Origin of the sequence: Hymenobacter montanus (genome assembly GCF_014699115.1) — a bacterium.
GTDB lineage: Bacteria > Bacteroidota > Bacteroidia > Cytophagales > Hymenobacteraceae > Hymenobacter > Hymenobacter montanus.
Genome location: NZ_JACXAD010000023.1, coordinates 47,094 through 63,308 on the forward strand (window position 1 = coordinate 47,094; position 16,215 = coordinate 63,308).

Sequence of the window (16,215 nt, forward strand, 5' to 3'; positions counted from 1 at the left end):
TGGGCCATATGGCTGCGAACTGTATAAATGCCGGATATTCGCGGTACGAACTCGCTTTGTTATCTTCAAACCATTCCGGCTTTAGTGATTAATTGCCTGAAAAACGTCGTCAGACGACGTTGTTGGTGCGGGGATGACGCGGCGCAGCCCTAACTTCCCAGCCGAATGTTCTTCCGCCGCTCTTCGACGCCCGCCACGGCACCACTCTCCGACCAGGAGCTGCTGGCCCGCTACCGCCTGCGCGGCGACCTGGCCGACCTCGGCCTGCTCTACGACCGCTACCTGCCCGAAGCGTTTGCCGTGTGCCGGCGCTACCTCGCTCCGCCCGACGAGGACGCCCAGGATGCCGTGATGCAGCTGTTCGAGCACTTGGTGAAAGCCTTACGCACCCACGCGCCCGACAACTTCCCGGCCTGGCTGCACACCACCGCCCGCAACCACTGCCTCATGCAGCTGCGGGCCCGCAAACGCGCCGGCCCCAGCGCCGGGCCGCTCATTCTCAGCTTTCCCGATGCCACCGATGTGGAAATTGCCGGGGCCCGGCATCTGCAAGGGGAAGAAGGGGCCGCCGCGGAAGCTGAAGAAACCGAAGTGCGCCTGCAAAGCCTGGAGGCGGCCCTGGCTCAGCTGCCCCCGGCCCAGCGTCGTTGCCTTGAATTGTTTTACCTCGAAAAAAAATCGTACCGCGAGATTGCCACCGAAACCAGCCTGGAACTGAGCTTGGTGCGAAGCCACTTACAGAACGGCAAGCGCATGCTCCGCCGCCAGCTGGAGCCGCCCGGTAAGGCAGCCACTACTCCCCCTGTTCCCCCTACCAATAACAACCCGCTCCATGTTGCTCGCTGACTCGCCTTTTGCCCCGCCGCCCATCCCCGGCCCCCACCCGGGCACGGCCGAGCTGCGCGCGTACGCGGCCGGCACCCTGGCCCCGGCCGAGGAGCACCGCATCGAGTCCCATCTTCTTGATTGCGAGCGCTGCAGCGATTTGGTGGAAGGTTTTTCGATGACTGACGCCGCCACCACCGACCGGGCGGTGGCCGAGCTGAGCAGTCGCCTGCAAGCCCGGCTTAGCAGGGCCGAGCCCGCGGCCACTCGCTGGGCCGTACCCCGCATCGCCGCCGCGGCAGCTTTGCTCGGCGCAGTGGGGGCCGGCATCTGGGGTTGGGAGCAACACGCAACCACGGCTCCCGATATCGCCACCACCACTACCACCCGCCCCCAGTACAACGCCCGGGAGGGGTCGGCACCCCGCGTTTCTCTTCCCGAACCTGTCGCCCCGACGCCCGACTCGTCCGCTCCAGTGGCAACCGCGCCAATAGCACCGGCCAAAGACAGCTACGCCGCGTTGTCCCGGGCTCCGTCGTCGCGCAAAGCAGTAGGGCGAGAGAGAGAACTAGCCAACAATGTTTTACCTGACGTTACCGAGGACGCCAAAGTACCCGCGGCGGAGGCCGCCGGCGACGCTCCAGGCGAGCCCCTGGGCGCCCCGGCCCTGAGCGAAGTTACCGTAGGAGCTGCTCGCGGAAAGCTTGCCGAGGCGACGTCCGCCAAAGAAAACGACGAGCGCCGAGACCAAAAGGCCCCGGTCACCGATACCGTTGTTGCCCCCCCGCCGACCATAGCGGCCAACCGTTCTATGGCGAAGAGTAAAGCATCATCGGCCGAAATAGTCGCCGGAGGCCTGGCCCCCGCTCGCGTAGCAAATACACCCATGCCGGCCGCGCCCGCCATTGCTCCGGCGCCGGTGGGCGGCACCTTGGCCTTGCGCGAATACTTGCGCCGGGAGGCCGGGGGCTTCGTCCCGGAAGCCAACGCCTCGCGCTTGGACGGAAACGTACGCGTGCGGTTCGTGGTGGGGCCCGACGGTAAGCTGAGCGACTTGAAAGTAACCCGTGGCCTGCGCGCCGACTACGATGCCGAAGCCTTGCGCATCGTGTGCGAAGGGCCCGCCTGGCAGCCCGGCATTGCCGGCGGGCGCCGGGCCCCGCTGCCCATGGAGGTGACGGTGCCATTTTAGAGCGGTATTCTATTCCCTATGCCAGGCGCAGCTGGTGGCCCCTCCTGGGCCCCATGCGTCACCGGCTCGGCAGAACCGCGAACGGAACGAGAGCCGACCCCTCAGCTAGCCACTGTAGCCTCCGCCGCTTTCGGGCTCGGTGGCGCTGCCGCCGGGCTCCACTTCGCGGGGCAGGTCGGGTTCGGTTTTTATGGCTACCTGGCTATAGTCGGGAGCGCCGTTGCCGCCCGCGGCGGGAACTTCGGTGAAGGTGCGGATGGGCTTCGGGTCGAGCCCTTCTGACGGGGCACCGAAGCTGACCTTGGCCGTAATGCGATACTCCACGATGCGGTTGTCGCGCACTTGGCAGCTCTGGTCTTTGATGTAGATGGAGGAGATGTTGAGCACGGAGGAGCTTAGCTTCTCCACGGCGCGCTGCAGGGCGTCTTCAAAGCTTTTCTCCGAGGAGGCCAGGATTTCAATGACTTGTTTAATCGAACTCATTTTTTAGGTGCTGAAGTGATGGGGCGTTGAGAAGCTGTTTGAAGCGAAGTGTACTAAATGCCCCAGCCAGGGCCAGGCCTTGTGTACGCGATAAGCCTTGCGGCAGCCAGGTCGGTTACGGATAAAAGCCGCGTTTCGGCGGTGTACTTTTGCGCCCTGCCGCCGGCTCCATCACCTCATTCCTTCATTACCCCATCACCCCACCAATGGATTTCCGCACCGAAAAGGACACCATGGGCACCGTGCAGGTACCCGCTACCGCCTACTGGGGCGCCCAAACGCAGCGCTCCATCGAGAATTTCCCCATTGCCCAGGACATCAACCGGATGCCCAAGGAAATAATCGCGGCCTTCGCCTACCTCAAAAAAGCGGCCGCCCTCACCAACCGCGACGCTGGCGTGCTGCCCGCCGAAAAGGCTGAGCTCATTGGCAAAGTGTGCGACGAAATTCTGGCCGGCCAGCTTGCCGACTCCTTCCCGCTGGTGGTGTGGCAAACCGGCTCGGGCACCCAGAGCAACATGAACATGAACGAGGTGATTGCCTACCGGGGCCACGTGCTGCAAGGCGGCCAGCTCGCCGACGAGAAGAAAGCGCTGGCTCCCAACGACGACGTCAACAAGAGCCAGAGCAGCAACGACACCTTCCCGACGGCCATGCACATCGCGGCCTATAAAATCCTGCAGGAAACCACCATCCCCGGCATCGAACGCCTGCGCGACGTGCTGAAAGCCAAGTCGGAAGAGTTCATGGACATCGTGAAAATCGGCCGCACCCACTTCATGGATGCCACGCCGCTCACCCTGGGCCAGGAGTTTTCGGGCTACGTGTCGCAGCTCGACCACGGCCTGCGCGCCATCCGCAACACGCTGGCCCACCTGAGCGAGCTGGCCCTCGGCGGGACGGCCGTGGGCACGGGCATCAACACTCCGCCCAACTACTCCGAGAACGTGGCCCGGTACATTGCTGAGCTCACCGGACTGCCCTTCGTTTCGGCCGAAAACAAGTTCGAGGCCCTGGCCGCCCACGACGCCATCGTGGAAGCGCACGGTGCCCTGAAAACCGTGGCCGTGAGCCTGATGAAGATAGCCAACGACATCCGCATGCTCAGCTCGGGCCCGCGCGCCGGCATCGGGGAGATTCACATCCCCGACAACGAGCCAGGCTCCAGCATTATGCCCGGCAAGGTGAACCCCACCCAGGCCGAAGCCATGACCATGGTGGCCGCCCAGGTAATGGGCAACGACGTGGCCATCAGCGTCGGCGGCTCGATGGGCCACTTCGAGCTGAACGTGTTCAAGCCGATGATGATTTACAACTTCCTGCACTCGGCCCGCCTCATCGGTGACGTCTGCCAGTCGTTTACTGACAAGTGCGCCGTGGGCATCGAGCCCCTCAAAGCCAACATTCAGAAGCACGTCGACAGCAGCCTGATGCTGGTCACGGCGCTCAACCCGCATATCGGCTACTACAAAGCCGCCGAGATTGCCCAAACGGCCCACAAAAACGGCTCCACCCTCAAGGAAACCGCCCTACAGCTTGGCTACGTCACCGAAGCCGAGTTCGACGAGTGGCTGAAACCCGAAGAGATGGTGGGCCGGTAAGCAAGCACCCTGCTCACGATTGGCGACCTCGCCCGGAGCGGAAGAAAGCGGTCCCAGTACGCTCCTATGCGTATTGGGACCGCTTTCGGTTTTGCAAGTCGGCGTTAATTGAGCGAGGCGCCGGGCCCTAAGATGAGGTGCCACGGGTAGCGTTTCTACCAGAGCTGGTGGCTCAATGCTACTGCACAAATAGCCTTGGCCCTTGAGTGAGCGCAGAACTTCGGTATTTTGAAGCCGTTTTCCTCGCCCCATTCTTTCTCCCATGGCTTCCGTGCCTGCCTTTGCCGCTGCCGCCCGCGCCCTGCTCACCGATACGCTCAGCGGCGCTCCGTATCTGCCCGCCGCTGAGGTGGCCGACTTCGTGGCGGGGTGGACCAGAGAGCTACGCGTGCCGCGCCACGGCTTCCTGGTTTCGCCCGGTCAAACCGAGCAGTACCTGTACTTTGTGCACCACGGCACCCTGCGCATCTTTTACCCGACGGCGGATGAGGAAATCTGCGTGGGCTTCGTGCATCCGGGCAACCTGGTGTGCTCCTTTCCCTCGTTTGCCCTGGGCCGGCCGTCGGAGTACGCTATCCAGGCCTTGCGGGCGAGTGGACTGATTGCCATTGGCCGCCCCGCGTTTCAGGCCTGCCTGGACCGTAGTCCGGGCTTGGCCCGGCTCTGGCGTTTCGAGCTGGAAAAAACCCTGGTCGGCCGCATGGAACACGAAATCGACCTGCTCCTGCCCGAGCCCGCCCAACGCCTCGAACGGCTGCGGCAGCGGAGCCCTCACATTTTTCAGACCGTGCCCAAGAAGTACCTGGCTTCCTACCTGCGGATGACGCCCGAAACGCTGAGCCGGCTCCGGTAAGCGGTCAATCCTACTAAAATGTCCAAGGCCAGCCCTGCTCCTCGGACGTCCGCGGGGACGGACCGCAGGTCGCCATAGGCAAGCCGCTCGCTTCAGCCAACGATGGAGTTAGCGCTGCCCGCGAGCTGCCTCGGCTGCGCTCGGCATGACGGCTTAGACAGCATGCGTGCTTTGGCACGGGCACTTAAATATTGATTTCAATCAAGGTGCCGGGACGATACCGCTCAGACCTTTGGTAAAAAATCAACGCTATGACTACTACTGCTTTTCTCGCCGCGCTAAGCCAGGCTACCCGCCAGTTGCTCGCCACCGTGCACACCGAATTCGCGCCGCTGGAGCTATCTCAGCTCAACCAGCAGCCCGCGCCAGCGGCCTGGAGCATCCTCGAGTGCCTCGAACACCTGAACCGCTACAGCCGCTACTACAACCCCCGCCTGGCGCAGGCCCTGGCGCAGCAGCCCGGCCCCACCGCCGAAGCGGCAGTAGGCTATAGCTGGCTGGGGCGGAAATTCATCGGTATGATGGCTCCTGGCAGCACCAAGAAAGCCAAGACCCTAAAGCACATGAACCCCCAGGGCAGCCGCCTGGGCCGGGAAGTACTGGCCGAGTTTACGCAGCAGCAGGAGCACCTGCTGGACCTACTTGCCCGGGCTCAGCAAGCCGACCTCAACCGTAAAGCGGTGCCCGTAGAGTTTCTAAAGCTGCTAAGAATGCGGTTAGGCGAAGCCTTCGAGTTTGTCGTGCTGCACGAGCAGCGCCACGTTCAGCAAGCCTTACGAGCCAAGGCCAGCCTGCGAACCGAAGCAGCGCCGGGGGCTTACAACCAGGCAGCAGCACCGGAGCGCTGCGAGGCCACGGCCGCCTGATGGCGCCGTACTGGGCTAGCCTGGGCCAGCACGGATAAAAAATGGCACCCTGAGCTAGCTCTACCCGTGCTGGTTAGCATACCAGCCAGCTTCTAAGCCACCTTTCCCCGCGAGGGAGGTGGCTTTTCTTTTTTACCCAGCATCTTTGCCCTCCACTTGTTCGCTGCCGTCCACATGGATTTCTCTGCCCCCATTGTTCTCGAAAACAGCCGCGTCCGCCTGCGGCCCCTAGAAGTAGGTGATTTTGAAGCCCTCAAGACCGCGGCCTTCGACAAGGAGCTGTGGCGCTACACGCTCACCCGCGGCGACGATGCGGTGAGCCTTGCCGCCTACCTCCGCCAGGCCCTGGAGGCCCGCGAGCAGGGCCTGCGCTACCCCTTCACCATCGTCGACCGTGTTACGGGGCAACTGGCCGGGAGCACCAGCTACTACAACGTGCTCGAGGCCGACCAGCGCCTGAGCATCGGCTACACCTGGGTTGGCCGCGAGTTTCAGCGCACCGGCCTGAACCGGGCCTGCAAGCATCTGCTGCTGAGCCACGCCTTCGGCCAGCTGGGCTATGAGCGGGTGGAGCTGGAAACAGATTCCCGCAACCACCAGTCGCGCACGGCCATGGCCCGCATGGGCGCCACCGAGGAAGGCACGTTGCGCAGCCACCGCCTCACTCAAGGGGGCATCCGGCGCGACACCGTCATCTTCAGCATCATCAAGCCGGAGTGGTCGGAGCTGCGCCAGTCGGTTTTTCAGGAATATGAAGCCCGGGGCTGAATTCAACAATCCACCAGCCCCGACCAGCCCCGGAAGGGTGCAGATCAATAGTGGCCTTGGTTAAAATTTTGGTAAAGAAATTAAACAGGCGACCCGGGCCGGGGCTCCTAATTAAAAGGGCTTCGTCGGCAAAGTCAAACTCGCTGTGCAACTCGAGCTGCTGCCAGCTCATGGGCCTACTTGCCTACCGAAACAGCTACGTTGCTATCGGGACGTGACGCGCATCACTTCTTGAGCAGCAGCTCCTGATTTTTAAAATCAAAAATCAAGGTGTAGTGATCGTAGAACAGCTTGTTGCCTATTACTCCCTCAAAAGACACACCTGACTGCTTGGCGATGTCTTCCAGTGAATATGGGAACACTTTCAAGTAGTAGGCTTCTACTCCCGTGAATACTTGTCCGCCGACAGCTAAGCTGCCTTTCAGGGGAGCTCCAACGGAAACCGTCTCTTTTCCATCTGGCCCTGGGCCTTTGATTTCATGTAAGTCCGGCTCGTCCCCACGCTTCCCCGTGGCCTGTTGCCACTTCGCTTTGGTCAGTATCAAATCCAATTCGCTGGCTCCGCTGTCATAAAAGGCGCGTAGCGTGTCGGTTCCGTTGTACACGAGGGGCAGTACGAATCGATACTGTTCGTACCGGGCCTTTATTTTTTTGGCGTCGGCGTAAGCCTTCGGAAGCGCCCCGCTCACCAGCGAAAGCTCGTTGCGGGGAAAGTCTAGAATCAATTTCTGATTTTCAAAGAAGTCAATCCCAATCAACCCTACGATTAGGGTGTCGCCTGTCAGGGACAGGTCTGTATTTTCCTGCAGCGCAAAAGGTTTTTGGTAGCGGTGGCCAAACAATGTGAATTTGAACAGTACTTTTTCAGGTGTCTGCTCCACGTAATCCTGGCCCGGCGTTAGTTTGCTGCGCATGGGTTTGTACAGGTAGCACTGATCTGCCCCCAGGTCTATTTGTAAAAAGCATTTCTTCTTCGGCAGCGAGGGGATGCGCACCGGAACCAGCAGCGCGGCTTTGTCATACACACGACCGTTGAGGGTAGCTTTCCGCCATACAAACTTTTGCCTGATAAACGTTTGGCCCTGTGACCGAGGCGAGGCGATGACAAGTAGGTTCGCCGTTAGAAAAAAGAGGACGAGGAATTGGCTGGACAGTTTCATTTAAATCATTGGGGTGGGAAAAATGGCGGCAGTGCACGAGTGATGTCAAAGGAACAGCGGCGCACGAGGGGTTAAAAACAAAAAGGGCCACTGCCCAAGATTCCAGGGTGATTGGGGTTGCTTGCTGGACAAAGCAAGCTTACCCAGGAAAGCGTGGCTTTCGCCCCGGAGTTGGCGGGGTTGGTCCTGAAAGCGGGACCGCGTTTTCCGTAACTCCTATCTTTGACCGCTACTCAACGGCCCGCTGCGACGCTTGAATAGGTCGACTAATGCCTTGAATGCCCGATGGACTTACGTATCGCTTCCTGGCTGAGTACCTCGCACAACAGCCGGGCCGTGTGGCACGCCACATTCTGGCTGTTATTGTTGGCCGCTGTTTCCTGGTCTATCCCAAACCGCCAGGGGGGGGCCTTCAGCGGCGTGGAAGAGACACTGGTATTTCTGGCCCTGGCCGCAATAGCAGTTTACCTTCATTTGTATCGGCTGCTCCCCTTGCTCTCCCAACAGCGCTACCTGCGCTATGCGGCGGCGGTCCTGCTGCTATTGGTACTGGGTGCCGCGGTTCTGTCTGGGGTTTTAACTCGCTTTTATGACGATGACACGTCTTACGTACAGCATTTGGTAAACATAGGGGCCCTGCTAGGCATTAGCGGCGGGCTGAAGCTCTATCGGCAAGATGTACAGCGCCAACTAACTGCGAAGGAGGCGCAGGCGCAGCAGCTACAAACAGAACTGAGCCTGCTGGTGGCGCAAGTGCACCCGCATTTCCTCTTTAATACCCTCAATAATTTGTACGGACTGACCCTGCACGAGCCGGCTCGTGCGGCCGAAGTGGTGTTAAAACTTGCGGGACTCATGCGGTATATGCTAACGCAAACTCGGGGCGAGAAAACCGAACTGACCGGCGAAATACAGTTTCTGCAAGACTACCTGGCCCTGGAACGACTGCGCTTGCCGGACGGGGCCGATATCCACTTCGCGGTAGAAGGTCCGTCGCAGGGGCGGCTGGTTCCGATGCTGCTGATTCCCTTTCTAGAAAATGGGTTCAAGCACGGGATAAACCAACTCGCCCACGGGCCCTACCTGCATGGATACCTTCGCACGGATGCCGACACACTGTATTTTTATCTGGAGAATAACAAGCCGGTGCACCCTCTACCAGCTGACGTGACCAGAACGGCGACAGGGTTGGATAACGTGCGCCGACGTCTGGCCTTGGCTTATCCAGGTCGCCACCAGCTAACTATTGACGACCAACCGCACACGTTTACGGTACATCTGGCTATACAGCTATGAAAATAAGGTGCTTGATAGTGGACGATGAGCCTATTGCCCGAACTATTTTGGCCGGCTACATCGCGCAACTCGATTTTTTGGAGTTAGCAGGCAAGTGTGCGAATGCTCTCGAGGCCCTGAATGTCTTGCGTCGCCAATCGGTGGATCTCGTCTTTCTGGATGTTCAGATGCCCGAGCTCTCGGGCTTAGATTTTCTCAAGACACTATCGAATCGTCCGCGGGTAGTGCTCACCACCGCCTTTGCCGATTATGCGCTGGCTAGTTACGACTATGGAGTAGTAGACTACTTACTGAAGCCAATCGCGTTTAGTCGGTTTTTGCAAGCAGTGAACAAGGCCCTGGGTACCGTCTCGCCGGTCGTTGCCGGAGGGTCAACCGCGCGCGAGCTAACCGCCAAGTTTATTTTCCTAAAGTCCGACAGGAGAATACATAAAATAGTGCTCACCGACATTTTGTATCTGGAGGGATACGGCAACTATGTACGGGTGCAAACCGACAGTCAGCTATTGGTCGTTTTAGAAAAGCTGTCTCAACTGGAAGAAACGCTGCGAGTAAACACTTTTGTGCGCGTACACAAATCCTTTATTGTGAATATTGAGCAGATAACGCTCTTGGATGGCAATACTATCTTCATAGGAAAGAAGCAAATCCCTATCAGTGCCTCGTACAAACCTAACATTGCCGTCATTCTGCAGCGCTACGGAATTAGCTAAGCCTAAGTGCAGTTACCATTTAGCTGCACAAGTCTGCTGGTAGGTTGAGCTATTGGAAATAGCCGAACTTGAGTAAGGGCTTATTCGCAAGTGCACCCACACAGGGCTGGCTGCAACGTGGGCACGGGGCCAGGTGGAGGCCGCCGACAAGGTATATCGTAAAAAGCCGAGTCCATAGCCATCGTCGCCGACACACGCTGCCGCGAACAGCAACTGGGGCTGAACCAGATTGCTCAGTACCTACGCATCTGTAAAGTGACCCTCTGTAAATACCCGCCCCACTAGGGCTTCGTCATGTACTGTCACCGCAAATCTGCCGTAAATAAGTCAACTGATTAAGCTTTGGACTCGATTCCTTAACGTGCTGTATTCTCTGTTTCCCGAGAGGACCTCTACCAAGGGCCCGGTGGCGATACTCCAGGGGAGTGAAGCCTTGCCGGATGCGGAAGAGTTTGACAAAGTGCGAAGGCGTGGCAAAGCCGAGCTGGTAAGCAATTTCCGAGACAGTGGCTTCGGTTTGCTTGAGCAGTACACAGGCTTCGAGCAACAGCATGTCCAGAATCATGTCCTTGGCCGTGCGGCCGCTGATTTGCTTGACGCAACGATTGAGGTGGTTGGGCGTCACGGCCAGCAAATCGGCGTACTCCGCCACCGCCTTCTTGCGCAGAACGTGCTGCTGCAGCAGGCGCTTGAACTTGTGCATCAGCGTCTCGGCCGCCGAGGCCTGCTTGTGGTACAGCCAGGTGTTGAGGCTGCGGCTGTGCTTTTTGGCCGCCAGAAAGAAAGTGTACAGCAGCGTGGCCATGCTCGTGGCCTGGTCGGGGTGCGGGTGGTCGGCTTCGGCCTCCAGGCAACCCAATAAGTAGAACAGGTGATCGGCCGAGGCGCCCTCCGGCTGAAGCACGGGGCTGAACTCGGACTGAAAAACGGGCAGCTCGTCGAGCAACGCTTTGTTACTAAAGGGGTCGAGAAAATACTCCGCATCGAAAAGGCAGTAGTAGCCCTGCACTTCCACCGAAGCCGACTCGACGGCGGTGATGCGCCCGGCCGGGTGGCAAAAAATGCTGCCCGCTCCGAGCTTGTAGGTGTTTAGCCCATCCGTGCGCACAACATCACCCCGGCTCACCGCCATGATGCTGTAGAAGCTGGGCCGGTGCGGGGCAATGGGAAACCGCAGGTAGGGCCGGTCGGCTTCGAGCCGGGATATGAAGCAGAAGTTGGCCCGCGGAAACGGGCCGCCCCCGTGCACTTGCGCGAGAGCCTCCGCTTCGGCCGACGGCAGCTGCGTTTGCTGCGCCTGCATGAACGCGTTCGGGTCAAGTACTCGGATGGAACTCATGGCTGCGGTTGAAAAAGTGCGTGGAAACCAGGGCCGCCGGTTCTAGCCGTTGGCCGGGACGTCGGGCGCGGGGGGATTGGCATTGGGGGCGAAAAACTGGGTGGTGTGCATGTCGTTCAGCGCGTGCAACAGCCGCAGCAGTTGGGCCCGGTCCGGCGCGGGCAAGGGGCCGAACAGGCGCTCGTTGAGCTGCCCCATGCGTTGTTGGGCTTCGGCGAGCACCCGCTGGCCCTCGGGCGTAAGCTGCAGGCGGCGGGTGCGGCGGTCGGTGCGGTCGGGCAAGTCCCGCAGCAGGCCGGCTTGCACCAGCCGCCGGGTTATTTCGGTCACGGTGCTCAATTCCAGCAGGTTGGTGTAAGCCACTTCCGTTTTGTTGGGGTTGCCGTGCAAGCCCACGGTCGCCAGCACGCCAAACTCGCGGGGGCTGCCAACGGGCAGGCCCGCCAGCACCTCAGCGGCGTAGCGGTGCGCAAATTGGCTCAGGCGGCCCAGCAAGGCACCCAGCTGGTAGTCCGGCGGCAGTGCATCGTAGTAGCGGGCCTGCGCCCGGTCCGCCGAAAACGGCTCAGCCGGGTCTGCGGCCGGGGCCTCGCGCTCGGCCAGCCAAGTGCCGAAATCCGCCAACGAAGGGCGGCGGGCAGCGCGGTCGTACTCGGCAAACCGGCCAATCAGATTCTGCAACAGGGAGTAGGAGGGTGTCACGTTTGCGGCAATGTATAGGCCAAACCATGCAGCGCGTTGCGCGCCGTGGACCGATGCTTTAATATTGAAGCAAATTAGTTTGGCAATGGATAAAACGCAAGCTGCCTCCCCGCCCATGCCCGCCAACGCGGGCCGCGTCGTCGCCGAAGTGCGGGGCGCCTCCAAGGTATTTCAGAGCGGCGACACCAAAATCACGGCCTTGCACCCCACTGACTTGGTGTTGCGCGCCGGGGAGCTGCTGCTCATCGTCGGGCCGTCGGGCTCGGGCAAGACCACCCTGCTCTCGCTGCTCGGCTGCGTGATTTACCCAAGTACGGGCGAGGTCATCGTGGACGGCACTAACGTCACCCACCTCGACGACCGCGCCCTGGCCAGGCTGCGGCTGCGCTCCATCGGCTTCGTGTTCCAGAGCTTTAACCTGGTAATGCCGCTGACGGCGGAAGAAAACGTGCTCATGCCCCTGCAGCTGCAGGGCGTACCCGCGGACGAGGCCCGCGACCGGGCGGCGCACGCCCTGCAGCTGGTCAACATGAGCCACCGGCGCCACTCCCTGCCCCGGCAAATGTCGGGCGGCGAGCAGCAGCGCATCGCCATTGCCCGAGCCCTGGTCACCGAGCCCCCGCTCATGCTCTGCGACGAGCCCACGGCCGCCCTCGACCCCAAATCGGTGGACGTGGTGATGCAGGAGCTGCGCCAGCTCGCCCAACAAGGCAAGGCCCTGGCCGTGGTCACCCACGACATGCGCCTGGTGCCCTTCGCCGACCGCGTGGTGCAGGTGGCCAATGGGCAGGCCCAAGAGCAGTTGCCCGGCGCCGACCTGGACCACCACTAACCGCTTCGCCTCCGTCGCTTAACGCGCTTTTCGTATGTACCAATTTTTCCCGGCGTTTACGCGCCCCTCCCGCCCGGCCGCCTGCCTAGCTTGCCTGCTGCTGACGACAGCCTGCGGCGCCCCGGAACCGGCCGCTAAGGCGCCCGTCGACCCAACCGCCTTCCAGCCCACCCAGTTAGTAGCCCTGGGCCGCATCGAGCCGCTCCAGGAGATTGTGTCACTAGCCTCCGAGGAAGGCGGCGTAATCCGCGAGGTGCGGGTGCGCGCCGGCGACTCGGTGCGCCGCGACCAAGTGCTGCTGGTGCTTTCCGCCCGGGTGGAAACGGCCCGGCTGCGCCAGTCCGAAGCCAAGTTCGGCGCGCAGACCGCCCAGATTGCCGCCGACCGCGCTGCCCTGGCTTCCGCCCAGGTGACCTTGCGCAATGCCCGCGACTTCTACGAACGCTCCGCCCGGGCCTCGGCCGAAGGCGCCGAAACCCAGCAGAACGTGGACAACGCCGAAGCCAGCTACCGCCGCGCCCAGCGCGACGAGGAGCGCCTGCAAGCCAGCCTGCGCGCCGCGCAGGCCCAGCTTGAGCAACTGCAGGCCGACGCGCGTGTGTCCCGGGCCGAGTTGGGCCGGCGCACGGTGCGCGCCCCCGGCCCCGGCACCATCCTCGACCTGAGCGTGAAGCCGGGCACCGCCCTGAGCCCCAACCAGAGCTACGCTGAGTTTGCGCCGCAGGGGCCGGTGACGGCCTTGCTGGAAGTCGATGAGCTGTTTGCCGACCGGGTGCGGCTGGGGCAGACCGGCCTGGTGCGGGCGGAAGGCACCCTCGACACGCTCGCCATCGGCCGGGTGGTAGCCGTGGGGCCTTACCTGAAGGCCAAGTCGCTGTTTGCCGAGCAAACCGGCGACCCCGAAGACCGGCGCGTGCGCGAAGTACGCCTGCAGCTCGATGGTGGCCGCGGCCTGCTGCTGAACCGCCGCGTGGAAGGAGTGATTCAATTGGGCGGCGCCGCAGCGCGTCCTTAAACTGCCCGCCGCCATGTTGCGCATCGCCCTCAAGTTTCTCTTTTACGACAAGGCCAAGTCCCTCGGGGCCTTGCTCGGCATCGTTATCTCCACCTTCCTGATCGGCCAGCAAACTGGCATCTTTCTGTACCTGACCGACTCGATGGCCGCCCTGGCCAGCAACGCCCGCGCCGATTTGTGGGTGGTGGACGACAAAACCACGGATATCAATTCGCTGGCGTTGCTCGATGCCCGCAAGGCCCGCGAGTTGGCCTCGGTGCCGGGCGTGGCGCGGGCTTTCCCCGTGGTCGTGTCGGGCGGCTCGGCCCGGTTTCGCACCGGCAAGAACGCTGGTGTGCAGGTGATTGGCTCGGAGGCGCCCGTGTTTCCGGCCGGGCCCTGGCACCTGGAAGCTGGCCACCCCACGGACCTGCTGCGCGACGGCGCCGTCAGCGCCGACCGCTTCGACCGCAAAGCCCTGGGCGGGGCCACGCTCGGCACCGAATTTGAGATTTCGGGCAAGCGCGCCTTCATCGCCACCCAGACGGCCGGGGCCCGGGGCTTCGGCGCCATCTACCTGTTCACGACGCTGGAGCGGGCCCGCTACTACGGCAACGTGCCCCGAACTAAGGTCAGCGCCCTGCTGCTGCGCTTGCAGACCGGTGCCGACCCACGGCAGGTGCGCGACCAAATCAACACCAGCATCAACGGCGTGCGGGCCTGGCTGCCGCAGGAGCTGGGGTGGAGTACCAAGCGGACCCTGCTGGCACAGTCGGGCATCGGCGTGTCGACGGGTACGCTCATCGCTTTCGCCTTGGTGGCGGGTTTCTTTATCATTGGCCTGACGCTGTACTCGTCGGCCATCGACCGCCTGCGCGACTACGGCACGCTCAAAGCCATCGGGGCGGACAATTCCTTTATCCGCCGTCTGATCCTGCTCCAGGCCTTGCTGCTGGCTTTGCTGGGCTTCGCCCTGGGCTACGCCGCCATCGAGGGATTCCGCTTCGGAATCGGACGATCGGGGGCCCTTTTCGCCTTTACCTGGCCCATCCGCCTGGTTTTCGTTGGCATCACCCTCCTCATTTCGCTAACCGGGGCCGTGTTTGCCATCCGCCGCATCACGCAGGTGGAGCCGGCGAGTGTGTTCCGCGGCTAAGGCGCCGCGTTGGTTTTCTCCCGCTGTATTTTCCTTTTACCATGCTTGTACGTCTTTTTTTAGCTGGCCTGTGGGCCGGCCTGGGGTTGCTTTGCCCCAGCGCGGCGCTGGCGCAAACGCCGGCCGCGCCGCCCATGGTGGCTCTGCCGCCGGCCGCCCTCGGGTCCCTGAACCTGGAGCAGGCCCTCACCCTAGCTCGCCAGCAGCGCACCGACTTCCGCAACTACAGCGTGGACGAGCAACTGGCGGCTCAGCGTACCCGGCAGGAGCAGGCTGCCTTTCGGCCGCAGCTCAACGCCTCGGCCGACGTGCGAGCCAACACCCAGCGGCAGGTCATCGTGCTGCCGGGTTTCGCGCCCGGCGAGGGCGAGCGGGCGCTGCGCTCGGGCCAGCCCTACCAGCTCGGGGCCGGCGTCACGCTCACCCAGAAGCTCTACGACCCAACCCGCCGCCCCCTGCTGGCGCAGCGCCGCCTGGACGAGCAAGTGGCCGCCAATGCCACGGCTCAGGCTCGCATCGACCTGACCGAAACCGTGAGCAGCGCGTATTACGCGGCCTTGCTCTACCAGGCCAAGCTGGACTTCGCGGGCCAGGACGTGGCGCGGGCCGAGTCGGCCTACCGCGACGCGCAAACGCGCATGGCCCAGCAGCAGGCGCTGAAAACTGAGGTCAGCCAGGCCCGCTTCAACCTCGACAACGCCTGCCTGGCCCAGGAGCGCGCCGCCGCCGATCTGCGCACGGCGCAGGTGAACCTGCTTAGCCAGCTCGGCGACCCGACGCCCGAGCGCACCCCCGTAAGCCTGGGTCAGAGCCTGGCGCAGCTCACCGGCGAGCTAACCGCGCCACCCGCCCCGGAGGGGGTTGATACCGTGGCCACCCGGCGTGTGGAGTACCGCGCCGAGCAGCTGCGGGAACAGTTGGCCCGGGCGGCGGAACAGCAGAACCGCCGCCGCTACCTGCCTTCGGCCGACCTGGTAGGCTACTTCGGCACCCAGGCTTTCCGGGAGCGGTTCGACTTCTATGACTTCAACCAGCGCTACTATGGCTACTCTTATGTAGCTCTGCAACTCAACCTGCCGCTGTTCGACGGCGGCAGCAAACGGGCCCAGATTCAGCAAAACCGCCTCACGGCCCAACGCAGCCGCAACGCCCAGACCAGCCTGCGCCGCACGGTGGCTTACGAGCTCACCGACGCCCGGACGCAACTCGACCTTTCGCGCCGCAACGCCGCCTTGCAGCAGCAAAACCTCGCCGTTGCCGAAGAGGCGCTAACGGTTGCGCAGGTGCGGCGGCGCAACGGCCTGGTGCTGGAACAGGAAGTGGTTACGGCCCGCACCACGCTGAGCCAAGCCCGCCGCGACTACCTGCAAGCCCTTAACGATTGGCTCGTGGACCGACTGGAGTACCAGCGTGTAACGGGCCAACTTAAATAAGC

16 protein-coding genes are annotated in these 16,215 nt (G+C 62.3%); 12 read left to right on the forward strand and 4 right to left on the reverse strand.

The window, feature by feature from the left end:
- Positions 1-165 precede the first annotated feature (165 nt).
- Both IC235_RS17985 and IC235_RS17990 read left to right on the forward strand, forming a co-directional pair.
- Positions 166-846, forward strand: a complete 681-nt coding sequence (locus tag IC235_RS17985; protein WP_191006591.1) for an RNA polymerase sigma factor — start codon at positions 166-168, stop codon at positions 844-846.
- Positions 833-2,017: an energy transducer TonB gene (locus IC235_RS17990; RefSeq protein WP_191006592.1), complete on the forward strand. Its 1,185-nt coding sequence runs from the start codon at positions 833-835 to the stop codon at positions 2,015-2,017. Before IC235_RS17985 ends, IC235_RS17990 begins: the two co-directional genes overlap by 14 nt.
- Positions 2,018-2,122: 105 nt before the next feature.
- On the opposite strand, the gene IC235_RS17995 is transcribed toward IC235_RS17990, so the two are convergent.
- Positions 2,123-2,500, reverse strand: a complete 378-nt coding sequence (locus IC235_RS17995) for a dodecin family protein (protein ID WP_191006593.1) — start codon at positions 2,498-2,500, stop codon at positions 2,123-2,125.
- A gap of 206 nt (positions 2,501-2,706) precedes the next feature.
- On the opposite strand from IC235_RS17995, the gene fumC reads away from it, so the two are divergent.
- The 4 genes from fumC (at position 2,707) to IC235_RS18015 (ending at position 6,588) form a co-directional block, all read left to right on the forward strand.
- Positions 2,707-4,101: a class II fumarate hydratase gene (gene fumC, locus IC235_RS18000; protein WP_191006594.1), complete on the forward strand. Its 1,395-nt coding sequence runs from the start codon at positions 2,707-2,709 to the stop codon at positions 4,099-4,101.
- A 262-nt stretch (positions 4,102-4,363) separates the two neighbouring features.
- On the forward strand, positions 4,364-4,954 hold the full coding sequence (locus IC235_RS18005) for a Crp/Fnr family transcriptional regulator (RefSeq protein ID WP_191006595.1): 591 nt from the start codon (positions 4,364-4,366) through the stop codon (positions 4,952-4,954).
- A 251-nt stretch (positions 4,955-5,205) separates the two neighbouring features.
- Positions 5,206-5,820 carry a DinB family protein gene (locus tag IC235_RS18010; protein ID WP_191006596.1) on the forward strand — a complete coding sequence of 205 codons (615 nt, stop codon included), beginning with the start codon at positions 5,206-5,208 and terminating at the stop codon, positions 5,818-5,820.
- Between the two features lie 174 nt (positions 5,821-5,994).
- Positions 5,995-6,588, forward strand: coding sequence for a GNAT family N-acetyltransferase (locus IC235_RS18015; protein ID WP_191006597.1), 594 nt, complete (start codon positions 5,995-5,997; stop codon positions 6,586-6,588).
- A 224-nt stretch (positions 6,589-6,812) separates the two neighbouring features.
- Here the strand turns inward: IC235_RS18015 and IC235_RS18020 are convergent, their stop codons facing one another.
- Entirely contained in the window at positions 6,813-7,748 is a 936-nt protein-coding gene (locus tag IC235_RS18020) for a hypothetical protein (RefSeq protein ID WP_191006598.1), read from the reverse strand.
- A gap of 285 nt (positions 7,749-8,033) precedes the next feature.
- On the opposite strand from IC235_RS18020, the gene IC235_RS18025 reads away from it, so the two are divergent.
- The gene (locus tag IC235_RS18025) at positions 8,034-9,044 is read left to right on the forward strand and encodes a sensor histidine kinase (RefSeq protein WP_223847390.1); all 1,011 of its coding nucleotides are present in this window, start codon (positions 8,034-8,036) and stop codon (positions 9,042-9,044) included.
- Positions 9,041-9,757, forward strand: a complete 717-nt coding sequence (locus IC235_RS18030; RefSeq protein ID WP_191006600.1) for a LytR/AlgR family response regulator transcription factor — start codon at positions 9,041-9,043, stop codon at positions 9,755-9,757. Before IC235_RS18025 ends, IC235_RS18030 begins: the two co-directional genes overlap by 4 nt.
- Before the next feature lie 292 nt (positions 9,758-10,049).
- Here the strand turns inward: IC235_RS18030 and IC235_RS18035 are convergent, their stop codons facing one another.
- Complete coding sequence (locus IC235_RS18035) at positions 10,050-11,096, reverse strand: helix-turn-helix domain-containing protein (protein WP_191006601.1); 1,047 nt, start codon at positions 11,094-11,096, stop codon at positions 10,050-10,052.
- Positions 11,097-11,138: 42 nt separating this feature from the next.
- On the reverse strand, positions 11,139-11,798 hold the full coding sequence (locus IC235_RS18040; RefSeq protein ID WP_191006602.1) for a MarR family winged helix-turn-helix transcriptional regulator: 660 nt from the start codon (positions 11,796-11,798) through the stop codon (positions 11,139-11,141).
- An 85-nt stretch (positions 11,799-11,883) separates the two neighbouring features.
- On the opposite strand from IC235_RS18040, the gene IC235_RS18045 reads away from it, so the two are divergent.
- Genes IC235_RS18045 through IC235_RS18060 form a run of 4 tightly spaced genes read left to right on the forward strand, consistent with a single transcriptional unit; the run spans position 11,884 to position 16,213 of the window.
- Positions 11,884-12,630 (forward strand): ABC transporter ATP-binding protein, encoded by a 747-nt coding sequence (locus IC235_RS18045; RefSeq protein WP_223847392.1) that lies wholly within the window; start codon positions 11,884-11,886, stop codon positions 12,628-12,630.
- A 34-nt stretch (positions 12,631-12,664) separates the two neighbouring features.
- The gene (locus IC235_RS18050) at positions 12,665-13,645 is read left to right on the forward strand and encodes an HlyD family secretion protein (RefSeq protein WP_191006603.1); all 981 of its coding nucleotides are present in this window, start codon (positions 12,665-12,667) and stop codon (positions 13,643-13,645) included.
- Positions 13,646-13,658: 13 nt separating this feature from the next.
- Positions 13,659-14,780: an ABC transporter permease gene (locus IC235_RS18055; protein ID WP_191006604.1), complete on the forward strand. Its 1,122-nt coding sequence runs from the start codon at positions 13,659-13,661 to the stop codon at positions 14,778-14,780.
- A 41-nt stretch (positions 14,781-14,821) separates the two neighbouring features.
- The gene (locus IC235_RS18060) at positions 14,822-16,213 is read left to right on the forward strand and encodes a TolC family protein (protein WP_191006605.1); all 1,392 of its coding nucleotides are present in this window, start codon (positions 14,822-14,824) and stop codon (positions 16,211-16,213) included.
- Positions 16,214-16,215: the final 2 nt, after the last annotated feature.

What these genes read in the sequence shown, in the direction of transcription:
- IC235_RS17985 (WP_191006591.1), top strand. Translation starts at nt 166, where the DNA reads ATGTTCTTCCGCCGCTCTTCGACGCCCGCCACGGCACCACTCTCCGAC.
- IC235_RS18015 (WP_191006597.1), top strand. Translation starts at nt 5,995, where the DNA reads ATGGATTTCTCTGCCCCCATTGTTCTCGAAAACAGCCGCGTCCGCCTG.
- IC235_RS18005 (WP_191006595.1), top strand. Translation starts at nt 4,364, where the DNA reads ATGGCTTCCGTGCCTGCCTTTGCCGCTGCCGCCCGCGCCCTGCTCACC.
- IC235_RS17995 (WP_191006593.1), bottom strand. Translation starts at nt 2,500, where the DNA reads ATGAGTTCGATTAAACAAGTCATTGAAATCCTGGCCTCCTCGGAGAAA.
- fumC (WP_191006594.1), top strand. Translation starts at nt 2,707, where the DNA reads ATGGATTTCCGCACCGAAAAGGACACCATGGGCACCGTGCAGGTACCC.
- IC235_RS18025 (WP_223847390.1), top strand. Translation starts at nt 8,034, where the DNA reads ATGGACTTACGTATCGCTTCCTGGCTGAGTACCTCGCACAACAGCCGG.
- IC235_RS17990 (WP_191006592.1), top strand. Translation starts at nt 833, where the DNA reads ATGTTGCTCGCTGACTCGCCTTTTGCCCCGCCGCCCATCCCCGGCCCC.
- IC235_RS18010 (WP_191006596.1), top strand. Translation starts at nt 5,206, where the DNA reads ATGACTACTACTGCTTTTCTCGCCGCGCTAAGCCAGGCTACCCGCCAG.
- IC235_RS18035 (WP_191006601.1), bottom strand. Translation starts at nt 11,096, where the DNA reads ATGAGTTCCATCCGAGTACTTGACCCGAACGCGTTCATGCAGGCGCAG.
- IC235_RS18045 (WP_223847392.1), top strand. Translation starts at nt 11,884, where the DNA reads ATGGATAAAACGCAAGCTGCCTCCCCGCCCATGCCCGCCAACGCGGGC.
- IC235_RS18050 (WP_191006603.1), top strand. Translation starts at nt 12,665, where the DNA reads ATGTACCAATTTTTCCCGGCGTTTACGCGCCCCTCCCGCCCGGCCGCC.
- IC235_RS18020 (WP_191006598.1), bottom strand. Translation starts at nt 7,748, where the DNA reads ATGAAACTGTCCAGCCAATTCCTCGTCCTCTTTTTTCTAACGGCGAAC.
- IC235_RS18055 (WP_191006604.1), top strand. Translation starts at nt 13,659, where the DNA reads ATGTTGCGCATCGCCCTCAAGTTTCTCTTTTACGACAAGGCCAAGTCC.
- IC235_RS18060 (WP_191006605.1), top strand. Translation starts at nt 14,822, where the DNA reads ATGCTTGTACGTCTTTTTTTAGCTGGCCTGTGGGCCGGCCTGGGGTTG.
- IC235_RS18030 (WP_191006600.1), top strand. Translation starts at nt 9,041, where the DNA reads ATGAAAATAAGGTGCTTGATAGTGGACGATGAGCCTATTGCCCGAACT.